General features: G+C 55.5%; 19 protein-coding genes. 8 read left to right on the forward strand and 11 right to left on the reverse strand.

Annotated elements, in window-relative coordinates; all coding sequences use genetic code 11:
• The first annotated feature begins 132 nt into the window (after positions 1 to 132).
• A complete protein-coding gene (locus BN4575_RS00070; RefSeq protein ID WP_021231152.1) occupies positions 133 to 861 on the forward strand; it encodes an MgtC/SapB family protein in 729 nt (242 codons plus the stop codon).
• A gap of 74 nt (positions 862 to 935) precedes the next feature.
• On the opposite strand, the gene dnaJ is transcribed toward BN4575_RS00070, so the two are convergent.
• From dnaJ to grpE, 3 genes are all read right to left on the reverse strand, one after another.
• Positions 936 to 2,081: a molecular chaperone DnaJ gene (gene dnaJ / locus BN4575_RS00075; protein ID WP_042018662.1), complete on the reverse strand. Its 1,146-nt coding sequence runs from the start codon at positions 2,079 to 2,081 to the stop codon at positions 936 to 938.
• A gap of 112 nt (positions 2,082 to 2,193) precedes the next feature.
• Positions 2,194 to 4,125: a molecular chaperone DnaK gene (gene dnaK, locus BN4575_RS00080; protein ID WP_042018660.1), complete on the reverse strand. Its 1,932-nt coding sequence runs from the start codon at positions 4,123 to 4,125 to the stop codon at positions 2,194 to 2,196.
• Between the two features lie 298 nt (positions 4,126 to 4,423).
• Positions 4,424 to 4,999, reverse strand: coding sequence for a nucleotide exchange factor GrpE (gene grpE / locus BN4575_RS00085; RefSeq protein ID WP_068976644.1), 576 nt, complete (start codon positions 4,997 to 4,999; stop codon positions 4,424 to 4,426).
• Between the two features lie 236 nt (positions 5,000 to 5,235).
• On the opposite strand from grpE, the gene nadK reads away from it, so the two are divergent.
• On the forward strand, positions 5,236 to 6,120 hold the full coding sequence (nadK, locus tag BN4575_RS00090; RefSeq protein WP_042018657.1) for an NAD(+) kinase: 885 nt from the start codon (positions 5,236 to 5,238) through the stop codon (positions 6,118 to 6,120).
• Here the strand turns inward: nadK and BN4575_RS00095 are convergent.
• Positions 6,117 to 7,049, reverse strand: coding sequence for a LysR substrate-binding domain-containing protein (locus BN4575_RS00095; protein ID WP_068976645.1), 933 nt, complete (start codon positions 7,047 to 7,049; stop codon positions 6,117 to 6,119). The two genes, nadK and BN4575_RS00095, sit on opposite strands and share 4 nt — an antisense overlap.
• A gap of 162 nt (positions 7,050 to 7,211) precedes the next feature.
• Between BN4575_RS00095 and BN4575_RS00100 the strand changes: the two genes are divergently transcribed.
• The 6 genes from BN4575_RS00100 to BN4575_RS00125 all read left to right on the forward strand — a co-directional run bounded on the left by BN4575_RS00100 (position 7,212) and on the right by BN4575_RS00125 (position 16,301).
• The gene (locus BN4575_RS00100; RefSeq protein WP_068976646.1) at positions 7,212 to 8,525 is read left to right on the forward strand and encodes a 6-phospho-beta-glucosidase; all 1,314 of its coding nucleotides are present in this window, start codon (positions 7,212 to 7,214) and stop codon (positions 8,523 to 8,525) included.
• Positions 8,526 to 8,685: 160 nt separating this feature from the next.
• Positions 8,686 to 10,350 (forward strand): DNA repair protein RecN, encoded by a 1,665-nt coding sequence (gene recN / locus BN4575_RS00105; RefSeq protein ID WP_068976647.1) that lies wholly within the window; start codon positions 8,686 to 8,688, stop codon positions 10,348 to 10,350.
• 307 nt (positions 10,351 to 10,657) lie between these two features.
• Entirely contained in the window at positions 10,658 to 11,548 is an 891-nt protein-coding gene (locus BN4575_RS00110) for a manganese-dependent inorganic pyrophosphatase (protein ID WP_068976648.1), read from the forward strand.
• Between the two features lie 252 nt (positions 11,549 to 11,800).
• On the forward strand, positions 11,801 to 12,964 hold the full coding sequence (gene macA / locus BN4575_RS00115; protein WP_068976649.1) for a macrolide transporter subunit MacA: 1,164 nt from the start codon (positions 11,801 to 11,803) through the stop codon (positions 12,962 to 12,964).
• Entirely contained in the window at positions 12,961 to 14,934 is a 1,974-nt protein-coding gene (locus BN4575_RS00120) for a MacB family efflux pump subunit (protein ID WP_068976650.1), read from the forward strand. The genes macA and BN4575_RS00120 overlap by 4 nt, the downstream gene beginning before the upstream one ends.
• A gap of 2 nt (positions 14,935 to 14,936) precedes the next feature.
• Positions 14,937 to 16,301 (forward strand): efflux transporter outer membrane subunit, encoded by a 1,365-nt coding sequence (locus BN4575_RS00125; protein ID WP_068976651.1) that lies wholly within the window; start codon positions 14,937 to 14,939, stop codon positions 16,299 to 16,301.
• Between the two features lie 538 nt (positions 16,302 to 16,839).
• On the opposite strand, the gene BN4575_RS00130 is transcribed toward BN4575_RS00125, so the two are convergent.
• The 7 genes from BN4575_RS00130 to BN4575_RS00155 all read right to left on the reverse strand — a co-directional run bounded on the left by BN4575_RS00130 (position 16,840) and on the right by BN4575_RS00155 (position 24,587).
• Positions 16,840 to 17,250, reverse strand: coding sequence for an H-NS family histone-like protein (locus BN4575_RS00130; protein WP_042018649.1), 411 nt, complete (start codon positions 17,248 to 17,250; stop codon positions 16,840 to 16,842).
• A gap of 590 nt (positions 17,251 to 17,840) precedes the next feature.
• On the reverse strand, positions 17,841 to 19,580 hold the full coding sequence (locus tag BN4575_RS00135; RefSeq protein ID WP_068976652.1) for a PglL family O-oligosaccharyltransferase: 1,740 nt from the start codon (positions 19,578 to 19,580) through the stop codon (positions 17,841 to 17,843).
• Between the two features lie 122 nt (positions 19,581 to 19,702).
• A complete protein-coding gene (locus BN4575_RS00140) occupies positions 19,703 to 21,781 on the reverse strand; it encodes a YjbH domain-containing protein (protein ID WP_068976653.1) in 2,079 nt (692 codons plus the stop codon).
• Positions 21,778 to 22,509: a capsule biosynthesis GfcC family protein gene (locus BN4575_RS00145; protein WP_176716403.1), complete on the reverse strand. Its 732-nt coding sequence runs from the start codon at positions 22,507 to 22,509 to the stop codon at positions 21,778 to 21,780. The genes BN4575_RS00140 and BN4575_RS00145 overlap by 4 nt, the downstream gene beginning before the upstream one ends.
• Positions 22,510 to 22,520: 11 nt before the next feature.
• Entirely contained in the window at positions 22,521 to 23,192 is a 672-nt protein-coding gene (locus tag BN4575_RS00150) for a YjbF family lipoprotein (protein WP_068976655.1), read from the reverse strand.
• Between the two features lie 90 nt (positions 23,193 to 23,282).
• Positions 23,283 to 23,525 carry a hypothetical protein gene (locus BN4575_RS21070; RefSeq protein ID WP_083220964.1) on the reverse strand — a complete coding sequence of 81 codons (243 nt, stop codon included), beginning with the start codon at positions 23,523 to 23,525 and terminating at the stop codon, positions 23,283 to 23,285.
• Between the two features lie 96 nt (positions 23,526 to 23,621).
• Positions 23,622 to 24,587, reverse strand: coding sequence for a Wzz/FepE/Etk N-terminal domain-containing protein (locus BN4575_RS00155; protein ID WP_068976656.1), 966 nt, complete (start codon positions 24,585 to 24,587; stop codon positions 23,622 to 23,624).
• Positions 24,588 to 24,623 lie beyond the last annotated feature (36 nt).

Raw genomic sequence — 24,623 nt, forward strand, 5'->3', positions numbered from 1 at the left:
TGATGCTCGCGCCCCGGGACGCCGCATTTTGTTTGTCTGCTGGCCATCCGCACAATCATCCCCTGATCCATCCGCCTCCCGGCGTTTCATCGTGGATTGCACCAAGCCAGCGCTTATCAGAAGGAGTACGCCATGAAGATGTGGCAACAAATTGACATGATCTCCCTGCTCGACACCCTGGCCAGCCTGCTGCTCGCCTTTGTGCTCGGCAGTCTGGTCGGGCTGGAGCGCCAGTACCGCCAACGTACCGCGGGCCTTCGCACCAACGTGCTGGTCGCCGTAGGGGCCGCCCTGTTCGTCAGTCTGGCCCAGCGTATCTATGACCTGCACGGCGGCAACTACAACGTGGTCCATGTGGTGGCCTATATCGTCTCCGGCATCGGCTTTCTCGGCGCCGGCGTCATCATGCGCGAGTCGGGCAATATCCGTGGCATCAACACCGCCGCCACCCTCTGGGGCGTAGCAGCGGTCGGCGCCGCCTGTGGCGCCGGGCTGGCCATGGAGGCAATTCTGGGCGCCCTGTTCGTGCTCGCCGCCAACACCCTGCTGCGACCGCTGGTCAATCAGATCAACCGTCGCCCGGTGGACAATCTGGACACCGAAGTGACCTACAAGGTGACGGCCCTGACCCCGCGCGAGCATCAAAAAGAGGTGCTGCACTGGCTGGAAGAGATGCTGGAGCAGGCCAACTACCCCCTGAGCGAGCTCGACATCGAGCCGTTTGGCGAAGGGGATCTGGAGATCTCGGCGGTGCTGCTGGCTACCTCCATCGATGGCGACGAGCTGGATGCCCTGATGGTGAAACTCGGCATCCACCCCCATATCAAGCAGGTGTTCTGGCGTACCAGTACCACGGATTAAGAAAAAAAGAGTCACAGGGACGGGCAAAAAAAGAGCCGGCACAAGGCCGGCTCTGTTTATTCGGGTGGCTGAAATCAGCGGGTCAGATCGTCGAAGAAGCGTTTCACCCCTTCGAAGAAGCCTTCCGATTTCGGCTTGTGGGTCTTGGCAGCGGCACCGCTGAACGACTCGTCCAGCTGGCGCAGCAGCTCTTTTTGGGATTCGTTGAGCTTGACCGGGGTCTCAATGACCACTTTGCACATCAGATCGCCAACCTGGCCGGAGCGCACAGATTTAACGCCCTTGCCGCGCATGCGGAACATCTTGCCGGTCTGGGTCTCGGGAGTGACCTTGAGCTTGACGCGGCCATCCAGGGTCGGCACTTCGATCTCGCCACCCAGCGCAGCAGCGGTGAAGCTGATGGGCACTTCGCAGTAGAGGTTGTTGCCGTCACGCACGAAGATTTCGTGCTCTTTGACATGAACCTGTACGTACAGATCCCCAGCCCCTGCGCCCGCTTCGCCTGCTTCCCCTTCGCCGGAGAGACGGATACGATCGCCGGTGTCGACGCCCGCCGGAATTTTCACCGACAGGGTCTTGGTCTTCTGGTAGCGACCTTCGCCGTGGCACTTGCGGCACGGATCCTTGATGATCTTGCCGCGACCGTGACAGTGGGGGCAGGCCTGCTGCACCGCGAAGAAGCCCTGACGCATCTGCACCTGACCGGCGCCGTGGCAGGTCGGGCAAGTCTGGGCACTGCTACCGGTGTGGGCACCGGAGCCGTTACAGACTTCACAGTGAACCAGGGTCGGCACCTTGATCTCCTTGGAGACCCCGCGCACCGCCTCTTCGAGGGTCAGCTCCATGGTGTAACGCAGATCGGAGCCACGGGCCGGGCCACGACGGCCGCCGCCACGTTGGCCACCACCAAAGATATCGCCAAAAATATCGCTGAACGCATCACCAAAATCAGCGCCGCCACCAAAACCACCGTGGCCACCGCCACCCTGGCTCGGATCGACACCGGCATGGCCATACTGATCGTAACGGGCACGCAGGTTGCCATCGGTCAGGACCTCGTAAGCTTCCTTGACCTCTTTGAACTTCTCTTCAGATGCCGCATCACCCTGATTGCGATCCGGGTGATACTTCATGGCCAGACGTTTGTACGCCTTCTTGATCTCGCGCTCGTCGGCATCTTTTGCCACACCCAGCACTTCGTAGAAATCGCGCTTCGACATACTCATCCTGTTGCTTCGTAGCAGTTACGCAGACGGGCGTTGGTTACCCAACGCCCGTGAATTCATTGACTAAGCCGATGGGTGAAGCGAACTTCCCCCATCTGGGTAGGGCTTACTTCTTGTCGTCTTTCACTTCTTCGAACTCGGCGTCGACCACGTCGTCGTTAGCCTTGGAAGAAGAGGAGGACTGACCGGCATCAGCACCGGCGGCGCCTTGTTGAGCCTGAGCTTGCTGTTGAGCAATCTCCATCAGCTTCTGGGACGCTTCCAGCAGTGCCTGCTGTTTGGCTTCGATAGCAGCCTTGTCGTCACCCTTGAGGGTGGCTTCCAGCTCGCTCACCGCGGCTTCGATCTTGCTCTTGTCGTCAGCAGGCAGGGCTTCACCGGCTTCGGTGATCTGCTTGCGTACCGAGTGGACCAGACCATCAGCCTGGTTGCGAGTCTGCACCAGCTCTTCGAACTTCTTGTCCTCGGCCGCGTTGGCTTCGGCTTCGCGAACCATGCGCTCGATCTCTTCATCAGACAGACCGGAAGAGGCCTGGATGGTGATCTTCTGCTCTTTGTTGGTCTCTTTGTCTTTGGCAGAGACGTGCAGGATACCGTTGGCATCGATGTCGAAGGTCACTTCGATTTGCGGCAAGCCGCGCTGTGCCGGACGGATACCTTCCAGGTTGAACTGGCCCAGTGACTTGTTGTCGCTGGCACGCTTGCGCTCACCCTGCAGCACGTGAATGGTCACGGCAGACTGGTTGTCTTCAGCAGTGGAGAACACCTGGGATTTCTTGGTCGGAATAGTGGTGTTCTTCTCGATCAGCGCAGTCATCACGCTACCCATGGTTTCGATACCCAGGGAGAGCGGAGTAACGTCCAGCAGCAGTACGTCGGTCTTCTCACCAGACAGTACCGCACCCTGGATGGCAGCCCCCATGGCCACGGCTTCGTCCGGGTTAACGTCTTTACGCGGCTCTTTACCAAAGAATTCAGATACGGTCTTCTGCACCATTGGCATACGGGTCTGACCGCCTACCAGGATGATGTCGTCGATCTCACCAATCGCCAGACCGGAGTCTTTCAGCGCCATGCGCACTGGCTCCAGAGAGTCTTTCACCATGTCTTCTACCAGGGATTCCAGCTTGGCGCGGGTCACCTTGATGTTCATGTGCTTCGGACCGGTGGCATCAGCGGTGATGTACGGCAGGTTGACATCAGTTTGCTGGGCAGAGGAGAGCTCAATCTTGGCTTTTTCTGCGGAGTCTTTCAGACGCTGCAGGGCCAGTTGATCGTTGCGCAGGTCGATGCCCTGCTCACGCTTGAACTCGTCAACCAGGTAGTTGATGACGCGGTTGTCGAAGTCTTCACCACCCAGGTGGGTGTTACCGTTGGTCGCCAGTACTTCGAAGGTGGTCTCGCCTTCAACTTCATCGATCTCGATGATGGAGATATCGAAAGTACCGCCGCCCAGATCATATACGGCAACCTTGCGCTCGCCCTTGACCTTGTTCACGCCGTAGGCAAATGCTGCGGCTGTCGGCTCGTTGATGATGCGTTTTACATCCAGACCCGCGATGCGACCGGCATCTTTGGTAGCCTGACGCTGAGCATCGTTGAAGTAAGCTGGCACAGTGATAACGGCTTCAGTGACCGGCTCACCCAGATAATCTTCAGCGGTCTTCTTCATCTTCTTCAGCACTTCGGCAGAGATCTGCGGCGGTGCCATTTTCTTGCCCTTCACTTCAACCCAGGCATCGCCGTTGTCAGCTTTGGCGATGGCATACGGCATGATTTTCAGGTCACGCTGTACTTCTTCATCTTCAAAACGACGACCGATCAGACGCTTGATAGCGAACAGGGTGTTCTTCGGATTAGTGATGGCCTGACGCTTGGCCGGTTGACCAACCAGGATCTCGCCATCATCGGCATAGGCAATGATGGACGGAGTAGTACGATCGCCTTCTGCGTTCTCGATCACGCGAGCAGTGTCGCCATCCAGAATAGCGACGCAGGAGTTGGTAGTACCCAGGTCAATACCGATGATTTTACCCATTTGACGAATCTCCAAAAACTTTGAATAAACTGGCGAGGAACTCGCCTTAATGCGTTAACGGCTAGGTGGGGGCAGCCAATCTGGCTTTCAAGCTCCCGGCATCAAATTTTCTTGTGCCGCCGCGCCTTGCTTCCTATATGGGGTCGCCAGCCGCAGCTTCAAGCCCTAACCCTAAAAAACCACACCCTTTATCATGATTGAGCGACGGTTTTGAACCGTAAAGCCGGACAAGATGACGGGGTGCTGCACAGATAAACAAAAAGCCCGCCACGGGGCGGGCTTGGGTACCCACAACCAATCAGTCGATCGCTTTGGCGATCATCACCATGGCAGGACGGATCACCCGACCGTTCAGCTCATAGCCTTTTTGCATCACGGCGATGACGGTATTGGGTGCCACATCGGCACTCGGGATCATGCTCATCGCCTGATGGGCATTGGGGTCAAACGGCTGATTGGTGGGGTCCAGTGCCACCAGACCGAACTTGGCCACACCGCTCTGCATGGATTTCAGGGTCAGCTCGACACCTTCGATCATCGGCTTGAGGGCTTCGTTCTCTTTGTCGGCCAGTTCAATGGCACGCTCCAGGTTGTCCAGCACTGGCAGCAGCTCGCCTGCGAACTTCTCCAGCGCGAACTTATGGGCCTTCTCCACGTCCTGTGCAGCACGGCGACGATGGTTTTCCATCTCGGCGACGGCGCGAATGGCACGCTCCCGCTCCTCGAGAGAAGCTTGTTGGGCTGCTTCCAGTTGCACTTCGAGTTCAGCAATGCGGGCCTGTTCGGCTGTCACTTCACTGTCTACATCGGTCGGCTCGACTGGTTGGGCTTCCACTTGCTCCATCGCTTCAACCTTTTGCTCTTCGTGGTTCATGACATCTCCAATTCAGGGTTACTTCAATCATTGCCGCTATTATGGGGATGCAGCCCCGGCTTTCAAGGGGTAAAAGGCCAATCAGGGCTTCTGAACCGCTGCAAGCGGCTATTTGCCCGCGTCACTGACCACTCTTTCGCCAACTGGCGGCAGGGGCACCGCACTATCCGGAGCGCCACAAGCGCGGCAAAGCACTGTATACTGGCCCGCAATACCCATCCCAGACCTGACAGACTATGGATTCTCCGTTCAAAACCATCGCCCTGATTGGCAAACCCCACCATGAGGGGGCCAACCAGACGCTGACCGGCCTGCATCAATACCTGACCGCTCGCGGCTTTCGGGTACTGGTCGAGAGCCGGGTCGCCCAGACCCTGAGCATCCTCGATGAAAACGTGATGGATCTGGTGCAGCTGGGCCAGCAGGCCGATCTCGCCATCGTGGTCGGCGGTGACGGCAACATGCTGGGGGCTGCGAGGGTGCTGTCGCGCTTCGATGTGGCGGTGATCGGGGTAAACCGGGGCAATCTCGGCTTTCTGACCGACCTCTCGCCGCAGGATTATCTGCTGCCGCTGGAGCAGGTGCTCTCCGGCCACTACAAGAGCGAACATCGCTTCCTGCTGGAAGCCTCGGTCTATCGCCACGGCGAGCGCAAGTCGAGCAATCTGGCGGTCAACGAAGCGGTGCTGCACCCGGGCAAGATCGCCCACATGATCGAGTTCGAGGTCTATATCGATGGCAGCTTTATGTATAGCCAGCGCTCGGACGGCATCATAGTGGCCACCCCCACCGGCTCCACCGCTTACTCGCTGTCAGCGGGCGGCCCCATCCTCACCCCCAAGCTCAACGCCATCACGCTGGTGCCGATGTTCCCGCACACCCTGAGCAGCCGCCCCATAGTGCTGGATGCCGACAGCGAAGTGCGCCTGCTGGTCTCGCCAGACAATCAGGACGATGCCATGCAGGTGAGCTGTGACGGTCAGGTGACGCTGGCGGTCCACCCGGGGGACGAGATACTCATCAAGAAGAGCCACCATCAGCTTCATCTGGTTCACCCGCTCGACTACAGCTACTTCCACGTGCTGCGCAACAAGCTCGGCTGGGGCAGCAAGCTGTTTTAAAGGGCAGGATCACTGCCAGGCTGGCTGAGCGCCACCTCGCTGCGCAGCCAGTCGCTAAAGGCGCGAAAACGTGGCCGCTCACGGTTCTCCCGCGGCGAGATCAACTCGTAATTACGCCCGGCTGCCACCGCCGGGCCCCCTACCGCCACCAACACCCCTTGCTCCAGCAAGCTGCGCACCAGCACCTCCCGCCCCATCGCAACCCCCATGCCACCTTGCGCCGCGTGCAGGGCCATCTGATAGTGATTGAAGCCGTAGTGACGCTGTTCATAGGGCAATGTCATGCCAACGCCATCGCACCAAAGGCGCCACTCAGAGAAGATCTGCTGTACATCGGTCGATTCGGAAGCATGGATAAAACAGGCCTCCGTCAGCCGGGACGGATCCGCCAGCAACCCCAGCCGCTCGGCATAGGCGGGGGAGCAGACCGGCTGCAGACGCTCCTCCATCAACAACTCCCGGTGCAAATCACTGCAGCGAGTCGCGCCGTAATAGATCGCCAGATCCACCCGCTCCTCGTTGAAATCCACCGCCCCCGCCCGAACCCTCATCATCACGTTCAACCCGGGCCAGCGCTGCTGGAAGCGTGGCAGTCTTGGCATCAGCCAGTTGAGCCCCAGCGTCGGTGCAACCCCCACATGAAGCGTCCCTCGCAGATCTTGGGCCCGGATATCTTCGATCTCCTCGTTGATCTGGCGCAGAGAGTGACTCAGGGTTGCCAGCAGTCGCATCCCCTCCTCCGTCAATTCGAGCTTACGAGTCAGGCGAATAAACAGGCGAAAACCCAACAGCCCTTCCAGATGGCGAATGCGGTGGCTGATGGCCCCCTGAGTGAGGTTCATCTCCTCGGCAGCGCGAGTAAAGCTGAGGTGACGGGCCGTGCTCTCGAAGGTGTGCAGCAGGGCCAGGGTATTCTGTTGTACCAGCATGGATAACCTCGTGATGACGCACGTTGCGGTGCAGGCCATTAGTATGCCATTCACTCTCATGGATTAAACAGGCTAATCCATACCGCCCCTTTTTTCGTTTGTCTGCCCGCCACAGCCCCTCTTTAATAGGATCAAACCCTATCCCTGTTCATGAGGTGGACAATGAAAAACGGACTCAAGATTGTGGTCATCGGTGCAGGCTCCAGCTATACCCCGGAGCTGATCGAAGGGCTGATCCAGCGTCAGCACAAGCTGCCACTGCGCGAGCTGTGGCTGGTCGACATCGACGATGGCCGCGAAAAGATGGAGATCATCGCAGCCCTCACCCGCCGCATGCTGGTCAAGGCCGGACTGGCGGTCAGGGTTGAAACCCGGCTGGAGCGGGAAGAGGCACTGCGCGGCGCCGACTACGTCTGCTCCCAGTTTCGCGCCGGTTGTCTGGCAGCCCGCATCAGCGATGAGCGGATCTCGTTGAAATATGGACTCATTGGACAAGAGACCAACGGACTTGGCGGCTTTGCCAACGCCTGCCGGACCATCCCCATCGCCCTGCAGATCGCCGCCGACATGGAGCGTCTCTGCCCCGATGCCTGGCTGCTCAACTTCACCAATCCGTCGGGCATGGTGACCGAAGCCGTGTTGCGCCACAGCAAGATCAAGGCGGTGGGGCTGTGCAACGTACCGGTAATCATGCAAAAAGGGGTCGCCACCCTGCTGGATAGCCGCGATGAGCAGGAGTTCATCATGCAGGTGGCGGGACTCAACCACTTTATCTTCGTGCGCCAGATCCAGCATCAGGGCAAGGATAAACTCGGCGAGGTGATCGCCCTGCTCGCGCAAGGGCCCGATCCGCTGGTGCCGCGCAATATTCCCCCCTTTGCCTGGCCAAAAGATCTGCTGGCCAATCTGGGCATGATCCCCTGTGCCTATCTGCGCTACTACTACATGAGCGACGATATCCTCAAGCAGGAGCTCGGTGAGGCCAGTGGCGAAGGAACCCGGGGCGAGGTGGTCAAGGCCATCGAACAGCAGCTGTTCGATCTCTATCGCAACCCGGATCTCGCCGAGAAACCGAAGGCGCTGGAAGGACGCGGCGGCCAGTACTATTCGGAAGCAGCGGGCGAACTGATGAGCGCCATCCACAACGACAAGCGCATCATCATGCACGTCAACACCCGCAACAACGGCGCTATCAACGGTCTGCCGGACGAGTGCGCCGTGGAGGTCAGTGCCCTCATCACCAAATCAGGCCCGCTTGCGCTCAACGTGGCCCCTTTCCCGCAAGACACCCTGCGGCTACTGCAGTTAATGAAGGAGTTCGAACAGCTCACCATCGAAGCAGCCATCACCGGCAACCGCCATACTGCCTGGCGCGCCCTGGTGCTCAACCCCCTTATCACCAGCGGTAGTCGGCTGGAGCAGGCGCTGGACGAGGTGATTGCCGCCCATCCGGATCTGATGTCGGCCTTCCACTGACCCCCGCGTCTCTCTTCGCGGATCTCTCCTCACTATCCCTTGCGGGTCACCACTCTGGTGGCCCGTTATCGTTAAAAATGGCGGCCCCCTCTTTACTGTATATAAGATCAGTATATACTGTATGCATACACAGTAAAGTTGACCTATACAGGATGAGACCATGCTGACCCAGCTGACCGTCAACAACTTCGCCATCGTCAAGTTTCTCGAACTCGATCTGCAACCGGGCATGACCTGCATCACAGGTGAGACCGGCGCCGGTAAATCCATCGCCATCGACGCCCTTGGTCTCTGTCTCGGAGAACGAGCCGAAGCGGGCATGGTGCGACCCGATAGCGACAAAAGCGAGGTCAGCGCCCGCTTCCTGCTCGACAACAACCCGGCCGCCCGCGCCTGGCTAGCCACCAACGAACTGGAAAACGAAGGTGAGTGTATCGTGCGGCGAGTCATCTCCGCCGAAGGTCGCTCCCGCAGCTATATCAATGGCGTGCCCGTCCCCCTCACTCAGCTCAAAAATCTGGGCCAACAACTGGTCAACGTCCATGGCCAGCATGCTCATCAGATGCTGCTCAAGCCTGATTACCAGCTCGCCCTGCTCGACGGTTATGCCGGTCACCATCTGCTGCTCAATGAAGTGCGCCAGCATTATCAACTGTGGCGCCAGCTGCAAAACGAGCTGAACCGGCTCAAGGCCGAGCAGCAACAGCGGGAAGCCCGCCGCCAGCTCATCGAATATCAGGTGCAGGAGCTCGATGAATTTGCCCTGCAGCCGGGGGAGTTCGAGCAGATAGAAGAGGAGCACCAGCGTCTCGCCAACGGCACTGATCTGATGCAAGAGTGCGGCGCCTGCCTCGATCTGCTCTATGACAATGAAGAGACCACCATCGCCGGTCTGCTGCAAGTGGCAGTAGACAGAGCCGAAGGACTGGTCGCCATGGACAGCCGCCTCACCCCGGTACTGGAGATGCTGAACGAAGCCCTGATCGGGGTGCAGGAGAGCCACAGCGAGCTGCGCAGCTACCTCGATCAGCTGGAGCTGGATCCCGAACGCTTCAACGAGCTGGAAGCTCGCCTCTCCAAGGCGATCAATCTGGCCCGCAAGCACCACGTCAAACCGGCAGATCTGGCCCAGCACCATCAGGAGCTGGCCTCCGATCTCGCCCGTCTCAACTCCGACGAGGAGCGGTTAGAGGGGATGGAAGATGAGCTGGTCGAGGCCCGTCAGGCTTTTGTCCAAGCTGCCGAAGCCCTGAGTCAGAGCCGCCAGCGTTACGCCCAGGAGCTGGGCGCCAAGGTGACCAGCAGCATGCACGAGTTGGCAATGCCCGATGGCCGCTTTGCCATCGAGGTGCGCCCCGATGCCCAGAGCAGCCTCTCCCCACTGGGTATAGATCGGGTGGAATTCATGGTCACCACCAACCCGGGCCAACCCATTCAGCCACTTGGCAAGGTAGCGTCAGGGGGTGAACTGTCGCGTATCAGCCTTGCCATCGTGGTGATCAGTGCTCGCAAGGTCTCTACTCCGACCCTCATCTTCGATGAGGTGGATGTGGGGATCAGCGGCCCGACTGCCGCCGTGGTGGGCCGCCTGCTGCGCCAGCTCGGGGAGTCCACTCAGGTGATGGTGGTCACTCACTTGCCGCAGGTGGCAGGCAACGGCCACCAGCATATGGTGGTGAGCAAGCATACCGATGGCAAAACCACCGAAACCCGGATGGATGCCCTCGATGAGAGCGCCCGTCTCAACGAGCTGGCACGGCTGCTCGGTGGCGACCAGATCACCGACAACACCCTGGCCAATGCCCGCGAGCTGCTGCGTCGCTGAATCAAGCGATAAAGCCAATTCGCAGCGATGGCTAATGATGGGGCTGACCAAACATGCTGACTGCGCAGGCACAGGCGAGTGCCATTGCCCTCGCAGTCCGCAATAGCCAATAGCCAATAGCCAATAGCCAATAGCCAATAGCCAATTGTGAGAACCGCAGACGCATCAGGATTACCGACCCAGATCAATAAAATGGCGAGTTAGGCGAAGCTGGCAGCAACATGGGCGTGGATCCGGTTGCCTTCATGCAGCGGATTTCGCATAGTGTTGCCCCCCTTTATGGGTATCCAATTGTGAGGCTTTGTCTATGATCCACGTTTTTGGTCACAAGAATCCTGATAGCGACAGTATCTGCAGTGCACTGGTTATCACCGACTGGCTCAATGGCCAGGGCCGTCAAGCCACCCCATGGCGTCTGGGTGACCTGCGCACCGAAACCCGTTTTATTCTGGAGCAGGCTGGCGTCAGCGAACCCGAGTTGCTGACCAAAGATCTGACCGGTGAAGATGTCTGGCTGGTGGATTTCAGTGATCTGGAACAGGGCCCTGCCACACTGGCACAAGCCAATGTACTGGGTCTGGTGGATCACCACCGTCTCGGCACCTTGGTCACCCAATCTCCGCTGGATGCCTGGATTCGTGCCGTCGGCTGCACCTGCACCATCGCCTTCGATCTGCTGAGTCAGCAAGGTACCGTGACCCGCAGTCAGGCTCGCCTGATGCTGGGTGCCATCATGAGCGACACCCTCTGTCTCACCTCACCCACCACCACCGAACAGGACAAGATCGCCTGTGAGCGTCTGGCACCGCTGGCCGAGGTATCACTGGCCGAGTTCGGCCAACAGCTGCTGATGGCGAAAACCGACCTGAGCGGCCTGACCCCGGCTCAACTGCTGCAGCAGGATGAGAAAGCGTTCCAGGCGGAAGGTTACAACTTCATCATGAGCCAGATCGAAGTGGGCAGCGAACAGCAACTGGCCGAGCAACTGCCGGCGCTGCAGCAGGAGATGGTCCAGCGTGTGGCGAGCGAAGGGCTCGACTTCTTCGTACTGATGGTGACTGACCTGACGGCTGCCGCCAGCCGCATCTACTTTACTGCGCACCCGAAAGTACCGGCAGAGTCCAGCTACCACCCGGGCTTTGTCAGCCGCAAGAAACAGGGTCTGCCATGGGTGATGGATCTGCTGGCCAAAGCCTGATCCTCACTCGCCATAACCTATTCCAATGCCCTGCCTCTGCGCAGGGCTTTTTCATTGCCACCGCCAGCAGCACTCTCCGCCCGCCTTGCTGGCCATCTTGCTCACCCCTCCGATCTCTCGCGTATTCCTTTCACGGCTTATTGACAGTTAACCCCATAACTTTGCTTACATATTTGCGGCTGTTATTTACCAGGGCTTTGCTGCAGGATAATCGCCGCGCACAACCCTTTTCCGTTTCCATTCAGGTGATCGATGAACATAACCCCCAAGCAGAGAACCCTGGCCATCACCATTCTGATCGCCGTGGTGCTCCTCGGCTGGCTGCTCTGGCCCAGTCAACCACCCAAGGCGATGCTGACCGCTCAGGTGACCCGCGAGGATATTGCCCAGACTGTACTGGCCAGTGGCGTGCTGCAGGCTGTTGAGCAGGTGGATGTGGGGGCCCAGGTCTCCGGTCAGGTTACCAAGCTGGCCGTCGAGGCCGGCGATCAAGTCAAACAGGGAGATCTGCTGGCCGAGATCGATCCCCTGATTGCCCAGAACAACCTCAAGACGGCCGAGGCGGAGCTTGCCAGCAACCGCGCCCAGCTCAAGATCAAGCAGGCGCAACTCAAACAAAACGAGCTCGCCTGGCGGCGCCAGCAACAGATGTTCAAGCAGGAGGCGAGCTCACGGGCCGATCTGGAGAGCGCCGAGGCACAGTTGGCCGTCACCCGCGCCGAACTGCAAAACAGTCAGGCCAATATCGACAGCGCCCTGATCAAGGTTGATCGGGCCAGAACCGAGCTGGGCTACACCAAGATCCTGGCGCCGATGGATGGCACCGTCATCAGCATTGTGACCCGTCAGGGCCAGACCCTGGCTGCCAGCCAGACGGTGCCAACCGTGCTCAAGCTGGCCAACCTCGAGACCATGACGGTCAAGGCGCAGATCTCCGAAGCCGATGTCACCAAGGTCAACGCCGGCATGCCGGTCTACTTCACCCTGATTGGCGATCCGGATACCCGCTATCAGGGCACGCTGCGCGCCGTGGAGTTAGCACCTACCAACATCAACGATCAGGCCGCTACCGGCACCACCACCAACAATGCGGCCGTCTACTACTACGCCCTGTTCGATGTGCCCAATCCCGGCCATACCCTGCGGGTAGCGATGACCACCCAGGTAACCATAGTGCTCGGCGAGCGCAAGCAGGTACTCACTGTGCCGCAGACAGCCCTTGGCAAGCAACTGGCCGACAACGAGTATGAGGTGACTCTGGTCAAGGAGGGCGATCAGAGCGAGACCCGTACCATCAAGACCGGCATGAAGGACGAGATCCGCATTGAGGTGATCAGCGGGCTGACCGAGAAGGAGGAGGTACAGCTCAATCACGGCGCCCCCGCCGCCAATGATGATATGGCGGTGATGCTATGAGTGAGCCCCTGAGCCAGCTGCCATTGATCCAGCTGAAAGGGGTCGAGCGACGCTACCAGAGCGGCGAGAGCGAGGTCACCGTACTCCACCCTCTCGACCTCACCATCGCGGCAGGAGAGATGATCGCCATTGTCGGCGCGTCCGGCTCCGGCAAGTCGACCCTGATGAACCTGCTGGGTTGCCTGGATAGCCCGAGCTGCGGCCAGTATCTGTTTCGCGGTCAGGACACCGCCACCATGGATGCATTGGCGCTGGCCCGGCTGCGCTGCCACCACTTCGGTTTTATCTTTCAGCGCTACCACCTGCTGCCCCATCTCGATGCCGCCGCCAACGTGGAGATCCCCGCCGTCTATGCCGGTACCAGCCGCCCGGATCGCCAGGCGCGCGCGCGCCAGCTGCTGGGCAGACTGGGACTGCGCGATCGCAGCCACCATACCCCGGGTCAGCTCTCCGGCGGGCAGCAGCAGCGGGTCAGTATCGCCCGGGCGCTGGCCAACGGCGGCGAGGTGATCCTCGCCGATGAACCGACTGGCGCGCTGGATAGCCAGAGTGGCAAGGAGGTGATGGCGATCCTCAAAGAGCTGCACGCCCAGGGTCACACCATCATTCTGGTCACCCACGATATGGACGTGGCCAGCCATGCCGACCGGATCATCACTCTCAAGGATGGTCGGGTAGAGCAAGATAGCGGCCCGTGCCAAACGGCCGTGTTGGCCGCAACCACCGCCATAGACCCTCAAAAAATAGTGCCCAATAAGGGCGCCATGGGCCACGACTGGGATCGCTATCGGGAAGCGGGACGGATGGCGATGCATGCCATGCTCGCCCACCGGATGCGCACCTTCCTCACCATGCTCGGCATCATCATCGGCATCGCCGCCGTGGTGAGCGTAGTCGCCCTTGGTCAGGGGGCCCGCGCCAAGGTGATCGACCAGATCAATGCGATGGGCACCAACACCATCGAAATCTTCCCGGGCAAGGGGTGGGGCGATGAAAAAATGGCCAGCATCCAGACCCTCAACCAGGGGGATCTCGATGCCCTGCTGGGGCAACCCTATCTTGCGGGCGCCAGCCCCGAGATAGGCAGCTCCGGCCAGTTGCGCTATCGCAACAAGACCAACAGCGGCAACGTGACCGGGGTCGGTAATGACTATTTCAAGGTGAAGGGGATGACGCTGGTCAGTGGTCGCTTACTGGAATGGCAAGATATCCAGCAGCGTGCCGCCGTCGCCGTGGTGGACAAGAAGAGCATCACCAGCCTGCTTGGCAAGGATGATCCGGTCGGCAAGGTGGTACTGGTCGGCACCCTGCCGGTACGGATTGTCGGAGTAGTCTCGCAGGAGACCGGCTTTGGTCCCACCAGCCAGTCGGTCAATATCTGGCTGCCCTACAGCGCGGTGATGAGTCGCCTCATCTCGCAGCACCACTTCAGCCAGATCACCATCCGGGTCAAGGACGGGGTACAACCGGCACTGGCCGAGCAGGCGGTGATCGAGCTGATCACCAAGCGCCATGGGGTGAAGGATTTCTTCACCTTCAGCAGCGACAGCATCATCAAATCGGTGGAGAAAACCACCGCCACCATGACCCTGATGGTCTCGGCCATCGCGGTGATCTCGCTGATCGTCGGCGGAGTGGGGGTGATGAACATCATGCTGGTGTCGGTGGTGGAGCGCACCCGCGAGATCGGCATTCGCATGGCCGTGGGCGCCCGCCAGTCGGACATCCTGCAGCAATTTCTGATTGAAGCCGTGATGGTCAGCCTGCTGGGGGGGATCTTCGGCGTCGGCCTCTCTCTGGGGATCGGCGCGCTCTTTTCACTGCTGGTGGACTCCATCAAGATGCAGTTTTCGCTCTTCTCCATCCTGATGGCCTTTGGCTGCTCGTCACTCATCGGGATCCTGTTTGGTTACCTGCCGGCACGCAATGCGGCGCGGCTCGACCCTGTTGTCGCACTGGCGAGGGAATAACAATGCACAAACTCTCCTGGCTGGCTCTCTGCATGGCCCTCAGCGGCTGCAGTCAGCACAGCACCTATCAAAGACCCGAGCTGGCGATCGCCCCCACATGGCAACAAGCAGAGGGCGCCCAACTGGCTGCGCAGGCAGGCCCCTGGTGGCGGGAATTTCATGATCCCCAGCTCGACAAATTGGTCGAGGCGGTGCTGGCCGCCAACCCGGACATGCGTGTGGCGGCCCTCAAGCTCAAAAGCGCCCGACTGGGCGCCGAGCAGGCCGATACCAACCTCACCCCCTCGGTCAATGGCACTATCGCAGCCAGTGGCAACAAGGATCTGAAAACCGGCAAAGGCACCAACAGTCTGGGCCCCTCGCTGAGCCTCAGTTACGAAGTGGATTTGTGGGGCAAGCTTGCCTCGGTGCGGGATCAGGCAAGCTGGGAGGCGGCGGCAAGCGAGCAGGATCTCGCCAGCACCCGACTGCTGCTGATCGGCAATACCCTGGAGCAGTATTGGCAGCTCGGCTATCTCGGCTCCGCCATAACCCTCGGTGAGCAACAGCTGGCCAACTTGGCGCGAACCGAGCAGCTGACCCAGACCAAATACCAGGCTGGCGCCATCACCCGGCTCGATCTGGCGCAGGCACGCCAACAGCTGGCAGGCAAACAGGCCGATCTGGCCTCCCTCAAGGCGCAGCAGGAGCAGGCCCGCAATGCCCTGCGTCTGCTGCTGGGCCGCAGCAGCGGGCCGCTGGAGTATGCACCCGCTTCCCTTGCAAGCCAGACAATTCCTGAACTTGCGGTGGGTATCCCGGCCGATGTGCTGGCCCGCCGCCCCGACGTCAAAGCGGCCGAATTACGGCTGCGCAAGACGCTGGCTAAAGGGGATGAGATCCGCACCAGCTTCTACCCCAGCCTAACCCTGACCGGCAGTGCCAGCACCGCATCCGATAGACTGGCGCAAGTGCTGCAAAATCCGGTTGGTACGCTAGGAGCCAGCCTTGCCCTCCCCTTCCTCGAATACAACCGCACCCAGCTCGCCATCGAAAGCTCCGAGCTGGATTACCAGATCGCCGAAACCGAGTTTCGCAAACAGCTCTACACCGCACTGGTGGAGGTGGAAGACAATCTGGCCGCCCGCCACTATGGCCAGCAGCGACTCGATTATCTGCAGGAGCAGCTGAGTTATGCCCAGGAGGCCGAGCGGCTGGCCAAGGCTCGCTTCCAGGCAGGAGCAACCGGCGTGCAGGCCTGGCTTGATGAGCAAAACCGGCTGTGGGAAGCCCAGCAGAGCCTGCTGGCACAGCAAAAAGAGCAGCTCACCACCACCGCCAAAATCTATCGCGCCCTGGGTGGCAGCGATAACGTGACACCCCGATAACGCTTCACTCGACTATTGCTCACCCAGCAATACCCCACTCTGCCAGCAGAGTGGGGTATGCCATCGCCATAGACCATACAGAATTCCCTCTCCCACACTGCAGCCGATAGCCATTGCCAACCATCAAGGGGCAATCATGGCAGCGCAGCCAATTCCGTACGTCGACCATCCTAAATATCCCGGCGATCCCTTGCAGCAGTCTTGATGCGCAAAGCCTCCTGCAGAGATAACGGTTACCGGATATTCCATCAGCAGAGGGCTTGTCTTGCTGGACGACGCCAGTGAATCGCGAGAAACATATCCGGAGATCGTATCTGCACTGCGTGTACAAATAGCGTTATCGCACCGGAGCTCAGCACGGCAGAATTAATCGCAAATAGTGAGTGATATTGAGTAAAGCAACAGTGAGGCTAAGCAACAGCAAAAAGGATACAAGCGAGGATGTAGGTAACAGCGGAGAGGATTGGATAACGCGAGCAAAACGGCAAAAAATAATGCCGCCCTTGAGCGGCATTATTCGATTTCTAAACCTGACGAATTAGATCAGGAAATCGTTCAGGTCTTTACCCAGCGCTACTTGAGCCGCAATGGCTTTCGGCATACGGCCTTGACCGGTCCAAGTTTTCATTTGACCGTCTTCTTCATACTGATATTTAGCCGGACGCGGAGCACGCTTGCTCTTGGCAGCACCAGCAGAAGCAGCGGGGGCAGCAGCGCTAGCCAGCAGCTCGCGAGGATCAATACCCGCCTGCTGCAGCATTTCGGTAAATTCATTCAGCTTGCGCTGACGCTCTTCCTGTTCAGCTCGGTCCTGTTCAACAGAAGCAGCGCGCTCTTGATAAACCAGGTCAAACTTCTCTTTAGCTTCCAGCAGTTGCTCAAACGGCAGCTCACGAATAGCGGCGCGCAGACTGCGAATGTTCAGCAGAACTTTCAGAAACTCGTTCATTATTTCCTCACAAAAAAGTCGGTTACAGGGATAACCGTTTCAGAATAGCATGGACAATTCTCGACAACATACAGTTTTTCTATATTAACGTTCTTTTTTTCTTAATTTTTACCATTGAGATCGAGTGCACGTCACTATCAATAACAAACAAGCTGAAATGCAGATCTTTGAGGTTGTAGGTTGATTACCATGTTGTGCACAAGAAAAGTCGGTATTTCAAGACTCATTAATTTCCAGTTCAGTATCCTCTGTGACCTGCTATATAAGCCTTGAGCGCATACGTTCAACATCAAGCCTGCGACTCTCCGTTTAGCCATGAGCAAGCCAGGATCCCACACCGTTTGCCCGATGACGAGGAGTATGTCTAAATTGACTATTAATGTATGCAAAAGCATCAATTAAAAACAGATAACCACATATAAATCATAACCTTGCAATCACACCGTGACTAATCAATGTATGTATTTCATGATCAGTTTTGTAGATGCATGTACCAGAAAACAAGCTGTTCAGATGCCGGTAATCCAGAAGGCAAACAATAAAAAAGCCAGACTTTGTGAAGGGCTGGCTTTCTACGTAGTCAAATAGCACTATTTATTTTTGGTTATATTCTTGCCTGATTGATCAACCCCGGTAATCACTGCCGTTGCAGCCGACCCAGTCAAAAGGGGCTCGGATGGATATAGCTTAAGTGCTGCTGCTCGCATCGTATTGGCTTCCTCCGTAAGACCCAATGCATTAAGTGCTATCACCATATTGGCGTATATGTTGGCACGTGGTGTATGGCGTACGAATGCCTGCCCCCACTCCAGATAAGCTTCCAGTTCGGTCTTGTTGTTTGTCTGCAAACCCACCATCAGACGAACCGAGTTCACATCAAACTCGACTCGGGTCAACCACGCCATGGGATTAACGATATCAAGTAGCAAGGTCGGCTCTTTATACCCGCCTCTTTCATACTTGGTGACTACCCAGGCGGTGTGAATGGCCGTGAGCATAAAGGGAACCACCAACAGCGGGATAGCAATCGCCATAAATCGCAGCAACAACCAAGGGCGGCACTCCATATCCCACCATGATGAGCAAGCACGGCTCGCCAATCTGGTCTCTTCAATTTCGGTATCGATGATATAAATTAGCGTCAGCAACAACCACCACAGTACGATTGCATGGTAGAGAGGGTATTCCGTCTGGGTATGGAGCAATATCGGGGTAACCAGGGCAAGCAGCCCCATGGCATTTACCCAACGGACACTCGCCAGACGCCATAATAACGCGCCACCCATGATCACCATGCCGATCATAGGTGCAATGCCCCCCTCAACAGCCCAATAGAGAAACTCGTTGTGGGGGTGGTCAAGATTGTACTCAATCTGCACCATAGATGGATTCAGCGCTTTATCCGCCATGTAGTGATGGAGAAAAACAGATTCAAAACTGCCGTATCCCCAACCACTCAAGGGAGCCTGTGCAATCAGTTTTGCCGCATAAGGCCAGTAAATAGAGCGCATACCACCGGACTGATAGATCTCTAATCCGCGCTTTGCTCCAGCCAGCCAATATTGTGATAACAGGCCAATAGCTACAGCAAGGATAACCAGACCCAATATACGCCATAGCAGCTGCTGTCGATAAAGTTGAGGCATCAGTAAGAGCAAGGCTAACAGGCCGCCTAATTGCCCTACCCGGGATTGCAAAACAACCAGCAACAGTGATGCAGATAAAATGACGCCATAGCGCAATGCCATCAGCAAACGACCACTCTCTCGACGCAATTCCAACCAGACTGCAAGGGCAATACCGGTTGCCATAAAAGTCGCCATCACATTTGGCTGTTGAAAGATCCCGTAAGGGCGATTGGCTTTGGTATCATAGCCAATCCAGTTACCCGGCGTTAAAAGATAGAATTGCACCAGTCCCAATACCGCCTCCATCGCGATCGCAATCAAGATGAGATAGAGCAATCGATCACGCTGCAAATGATTAAAGCGCCATTGATAGAGTCCGAACAAAAACAACAGACCTGCAAAAAGCCCCAGTAATCGGGGAATGGCATAATCCTTGAATGCAAACCCTGGATAGAGCACCGGGAGCAGCAGCCAGAGTGCCCCTATCCATAAGCCAGCCTGCAATGGAGAAAAGACCAGACGCTGGCGTAACGTCACCTGCCATAATCCCAACCCAATAGCCAGGCTGGCAAAAAACCACCCCCAGGCGTTAAAGGGCAGATAGAGCCCGGCACCACCTGGATTGTGCATAAAAAAGTGCATACCGAACAACCAATAAGCGATAAAGAGTACGCCAAACACACCATTTATGTTTTTAATCATCATGCATTCCTAGCATAATTTCTTCAGATTGCCATATTTCTTGGATAGATAATAAAAGAGCGAGCAATTTACAACTGCTCGCCCTGTTTGATGAAAAAAGATAGGCCCTATGCAACTTTCGATTACTGCAACTCTGTCAAGCCGTAAAGACCATTCTTGCGGCTCAACATCTGGCCTCCGTCTCGTGTCAAAGGAACCCACCCAATGCTTCCTTGCGCAGTTGTTGGCTTGAGCAGCATCAAATCAAACGGTATCGTGACATAAATTCCTTTAGTAAAGCTACCTTCACCATACTCGTCTGCAGAGACATTGGTAAATGTTGCATATCCCCCCAAGACAACACCCGAATCAAACCGTTTGGAGAAGTCGAATGTAGCGCCTTTGTCACCAGCCAAATACTGACCCACGGCGACTTTGGCTGTGACATTACTCATGAATGGTAACTGCCAATAAGCTGTAACATGTCCGGTCATCACATCGTAATCAGCCATTTTCAGGGTGTTGTTCCAGTCTCGCTGTTTCACCCAGTTGGCATCAATGCCAATGGCCCAAGTCTTACCATATGGACGATAGAGCACCTCACTCCCGACGCCAGCATACATCATCTCCAAATATCCCCCATAAACTTGCCCGTACCAATCTTGAGAAAGTGGTTGCATATGGGTTAACTGCAAGTTGTTGAGTAATACATCTGAGGAATCTACATACTCACGAATCCACGTCCGAACTCGTGGTAAGGCCGCGCCATCTGGAGGAGGGGCTTTATAATTGAACTCATCGTAGTTATTCATCAGATTGACAAACAGCGTACCCCGCAAGCTGTTGTTTTCATTTATACGCCAATCAGCATTGGCATTAATGCCTAACTGATACATATAGAAAGACTCTGCACCACCAAATGATTGCGTCAGATCTGGATCAAAAGAGTATGAAAAAGCTTTGCGCTCAGAGGCATAGATGGGTTTCCCCTGAATTTTTCCTGAAGCCTGTACCGTCGATTTTTCATGCTGTTCGTCTCCCAATACCTGTACCACATTTGCACGACGAACAGATGGGAGATCGATGCGGGTCTCTTGTAACTGGAAATTCGCCTTACGTTCAACGACATTCAGTTCATCGACCGTACCAGGCAAATAATTTGCGGCTAACAGAGAGGCTCTCTTCATCGCCTCACTCTCATCGCGATACTTGCTCTGCGTACCGATGACAGTCACAGTATTGCTAGTTGTGTAAAACTCAGTATCTTGCCAACCAGCATTATCTTTCAAATCAGCGGTTAGCGCTTGCCACTTCACGTCAGTCATGATGGCTGGAACTTGGTCAGGCTGATAAATGGGTCTCGGCTGGTCAATATGAGCTGGTTTCATATCATTAAAGTTAGTCCGAAAAGTCACCCCCCACATCAAGGTGTTTCCTCTCTGCCAGCTAAGATGACTATCCAGATTATCGAAAACGCGGTACACAGCCCCTATATTCCAAGGTGAATTTTGAGATATATGGCCAGCAAACTCTTTGCTATAATCATTGCCATCATATTCCAACTTCAACCTAAGTGGTTGCCATGGTGTTTGATACTCAACACCACCGAAGAGTGCTGCTGGCCCATGAAACAAGCTATCAAACTCAAACTTACCACCATTACCGGAGAAGCTATTATTTCTTTGACACCAGCTATCTTTATACTCACAAAATGGGTTTTTAATATTACCACTTTCGGCCATGTTTCCCCAGCCGATACCGATAGTAAAATCAAATGAACCATAGCGTTTGCTAGCCGTCACAAACTCACTGTCAAAGAGACCGGTCCCCATTAAATCTCTAAATCCCACGGAAACCTGTGGCAGATAGTTAGATTCTTGCCAAAGACGGAACTTGAAATCCATTCCTTTGTCTTTATAGGTTTGATCACCACTAAACTCTTCGTACGGACTATATTTTTTTGTTCTTACATCGGTGTATCTTAGTGTCGCTTCAAACCAATCAAACGGCTGCGCGGAGATAGACCATCTACGATATTGGTCATTATCAACATAGTTGGCACTGAACTCACCTTCTTTGGCCATTCGCGCGGTAGGCATTTGAAGCAGACCCACCCCACCGAAATCACCCTGTGAGGGACCATAAGGATCAATAACAGACTCTGCAGCACAAACAGCCCCTGAAACAAAGATCGCAATATATTTCAATTTAGGCAACATCATTCTGGTACTCGATTAGCAAGCAGATTGGCAATACGAATGTTGATATCTCTATACTGCTCAGGAAGGAGCTGGGGATCAAAACCGACAAAGAGCGTGGCACCCGCCATAGGTTCACGATGCAGTTTGTTCCAATTCGCTACAGGAACACGGCTGATCGATCCGTCAGGCTGGATCAGGAATGCTTCATTCTGCGCAGCGCCTGCCAACAAGTGGTAATCCTGCCAATAGCTTGCCAAACTAGCACCAGATTGAAGAGGCTGTTTACTGCGACCGTTAATCAGTCCTACGAAGTAGATAAAGTCGGGTCTTGAAGCAACAAAGAGGGTGTACTGTCCTTTTAACAGTGGATTACCATTCGGATCAATTCTGGACTTGGCGGGGTCTAATGCGATTGACAAACGGCCACTGACAGGAACTTTGTCCAGCTCTTGTAGTAACTGCTGAGTTGACTGGATCAATGCGCCTTTGTCACCCTCTCGCATCCAAAATACTTGGAGTGCTTTAAGCTCCTTGAGCAAATTCTCTTTAGTCGTCTGGAACGCTGTGATTGTCTTTTCATTGGCTATTTGTGCAGTACGCCAATAGATATCCTTAGGCAATTTAACATTAAATAACAGGTCTGCAAGTCTGGCTCTATCGTGAAACTCAATCTTTGCTGTAGAATGACGTTCAAAAATCACGTCTACATCAGCTTGAGCCAAAGCAAAAAATGGTATGAGACCGGTCATCAGGTATCTTTTCATAATGCGTACGGCTTTAATATTGTCATTTCAATCACCGGTAAGTCCGGCCCCAATTGCTGCTGGCTTTTTAAGATTCTGCCCGTACTGCGCTCAAACCAATAGTAGTTATGCCAAGAGTTCTGACTCAGTCCGAAACTGACCAACTCGTCAACCAACATAACATCATGTGATTTATCAAGGATTAACAACTTTTCCGGCACTGCGGATATAAACTGAGCCTGCATCTTATATCCACTCACATAGTCATTTTCCCATTCTGCATTATACTGCCAAGGCATAGCATCGAGATTCAAAACATCATCAGGTGAATCTGCCATTTTTTGCAATGGATCAGGCCAAGATGATGCCACTAAATACAGATCATTTTCCAAACCCACCGTCTTGTACAGCCGACCTGATTTGGTAACAAACAGCTTGTTATCCGAACTCACCCAGCTCAATGAACCATCAGGGTCTGCAAATGCAAGCACTACCAATGCCTGTGGGTTATCACCCACTCGCAGATAGGCACTGGCATAAGGCAACTCACGCACTTTTTCAGTCGTGACCTCCACATCATCCACCCCCAAAAGGGCATAGCGGAGCGTTGCATAGGTATCAGTACTGGTGGCGGAACAGCCACTCAAGAGTAACAATCCCAAAGGTATAAACAAACGAAGAGAAAACATAGACGGGTCACTCAGTGGAATTGGAAAATAATTGCAAAGTGACAAAAATAAGGCCGCCAATATGGCAGCCTTGTTGCTACATAGAAGAACTTACTTCGTGGTGGAAGTTGTAGTGCTGGTACTGGTACTGGTGGAGTCGTCATTCGCATTAGAAACAACGACTGCCGCCAGTGCGGCAGCACCAACGCCCACAGCAACCATAGTGGTAGTACCTACAGCGGCAGTACCTGCTACGCCAGTGGAACCAGCAGCAGTACCTGCAACTTCTTCAGCTGCAAATGCATTTGAAGAGAGAACCAACATAGCAGCCAGAGTCAACGCTGATTTTTTCATTACAAATTTCCTTATTTAAACATGACTTAAAGTACTAACAGGATATCTTGAAACAGAGCAATTAGCCAGTGTGAGTCGCTCAGATGAGCCCTCTTATCAATGACGAGGTGTACGACCGATTGCATAGCGTACCAGTACAATCATAACGCCTAACATGCCGCCAAGCAGCGTCCCCAATACGGCGATCAACGCACGTTTGGGTTTTGCTTTTTCCTCGGCAACCACGGCAGGATCAAGGGTTTTAAAAACGTACTCTTGATTCACTTCAGTCAACATCAAGGTTTTGGTCTGATCCTCTATCAGTTGATAAAACACCTTCTGCATATCTGCGACCGGGGTTTTCTCAAGCTGTGCTTTGAGATAGGCAATGTTACGTGTCGCATCAACTTGATCACGCAGCTTCATGGCCTCATTGAGGTCGGCCACCAACCAGTCAACCCATTGCTTCGCAGACTCGGGGGAGTAGTACTCCACCGCCACCGTCACCAACCCCGATTTGGCATCCTTATTAATACTGGCAAGTTCACGAAATGCCTTAACCAGCTCCCAATCTGTTGGTTCCACGGACTTGCCAGGAGGTATTTCACGCACCCACTTTTTGCCGGCGACATCGTAGGCATCTTCATCAATCACCAATTCACCGGTCGCCTTGTCTGCTTTGGTAACAGCCATCAACGGCACTTCCAACTGATGTTGGCGGATAAAGTGACTTAAAAATTGGCGGGATTTCCCAATTTCGACCGCAATAGCCGTCTTGTCCTGACCACCGCCACCACTGAGATTTACACCTGCCAAGCTAGCAAGACCGCCAAATTGGGCAGCCATGGCGGCAAGTCCACCTCCTTGCTGCTCCGTAGATGAGGCAAGCAAAGCCTCTGAACGATAAATATTTGGCAGTGATAGTGCAAAAATGACAGCTATTACCGCACCAACCAAGGTACTGGCGACTATCCACCACTTACCACGCCAAAGCGCCGCGAATAATTCACGCAAATCGATTTCATCTTCCTTCCCTCCGTTCATTGCCAAGGTTAAAGGAGGATATTCTTTTACTTGTGCCATAACAAACCAGATCTCAGAAGAGTCAGGTGGCCTTCA

Origin of the sequence: Aeromonas sp. EERV15 (assembly GCF_900079845.1) — a bacterium.
Lineage (GTDB): Bacteria > Pseudomonadota > Gammaproteobacteria > Enterobacterales > Aeromonadaceae > Aeromonas > Aeromonas sobria.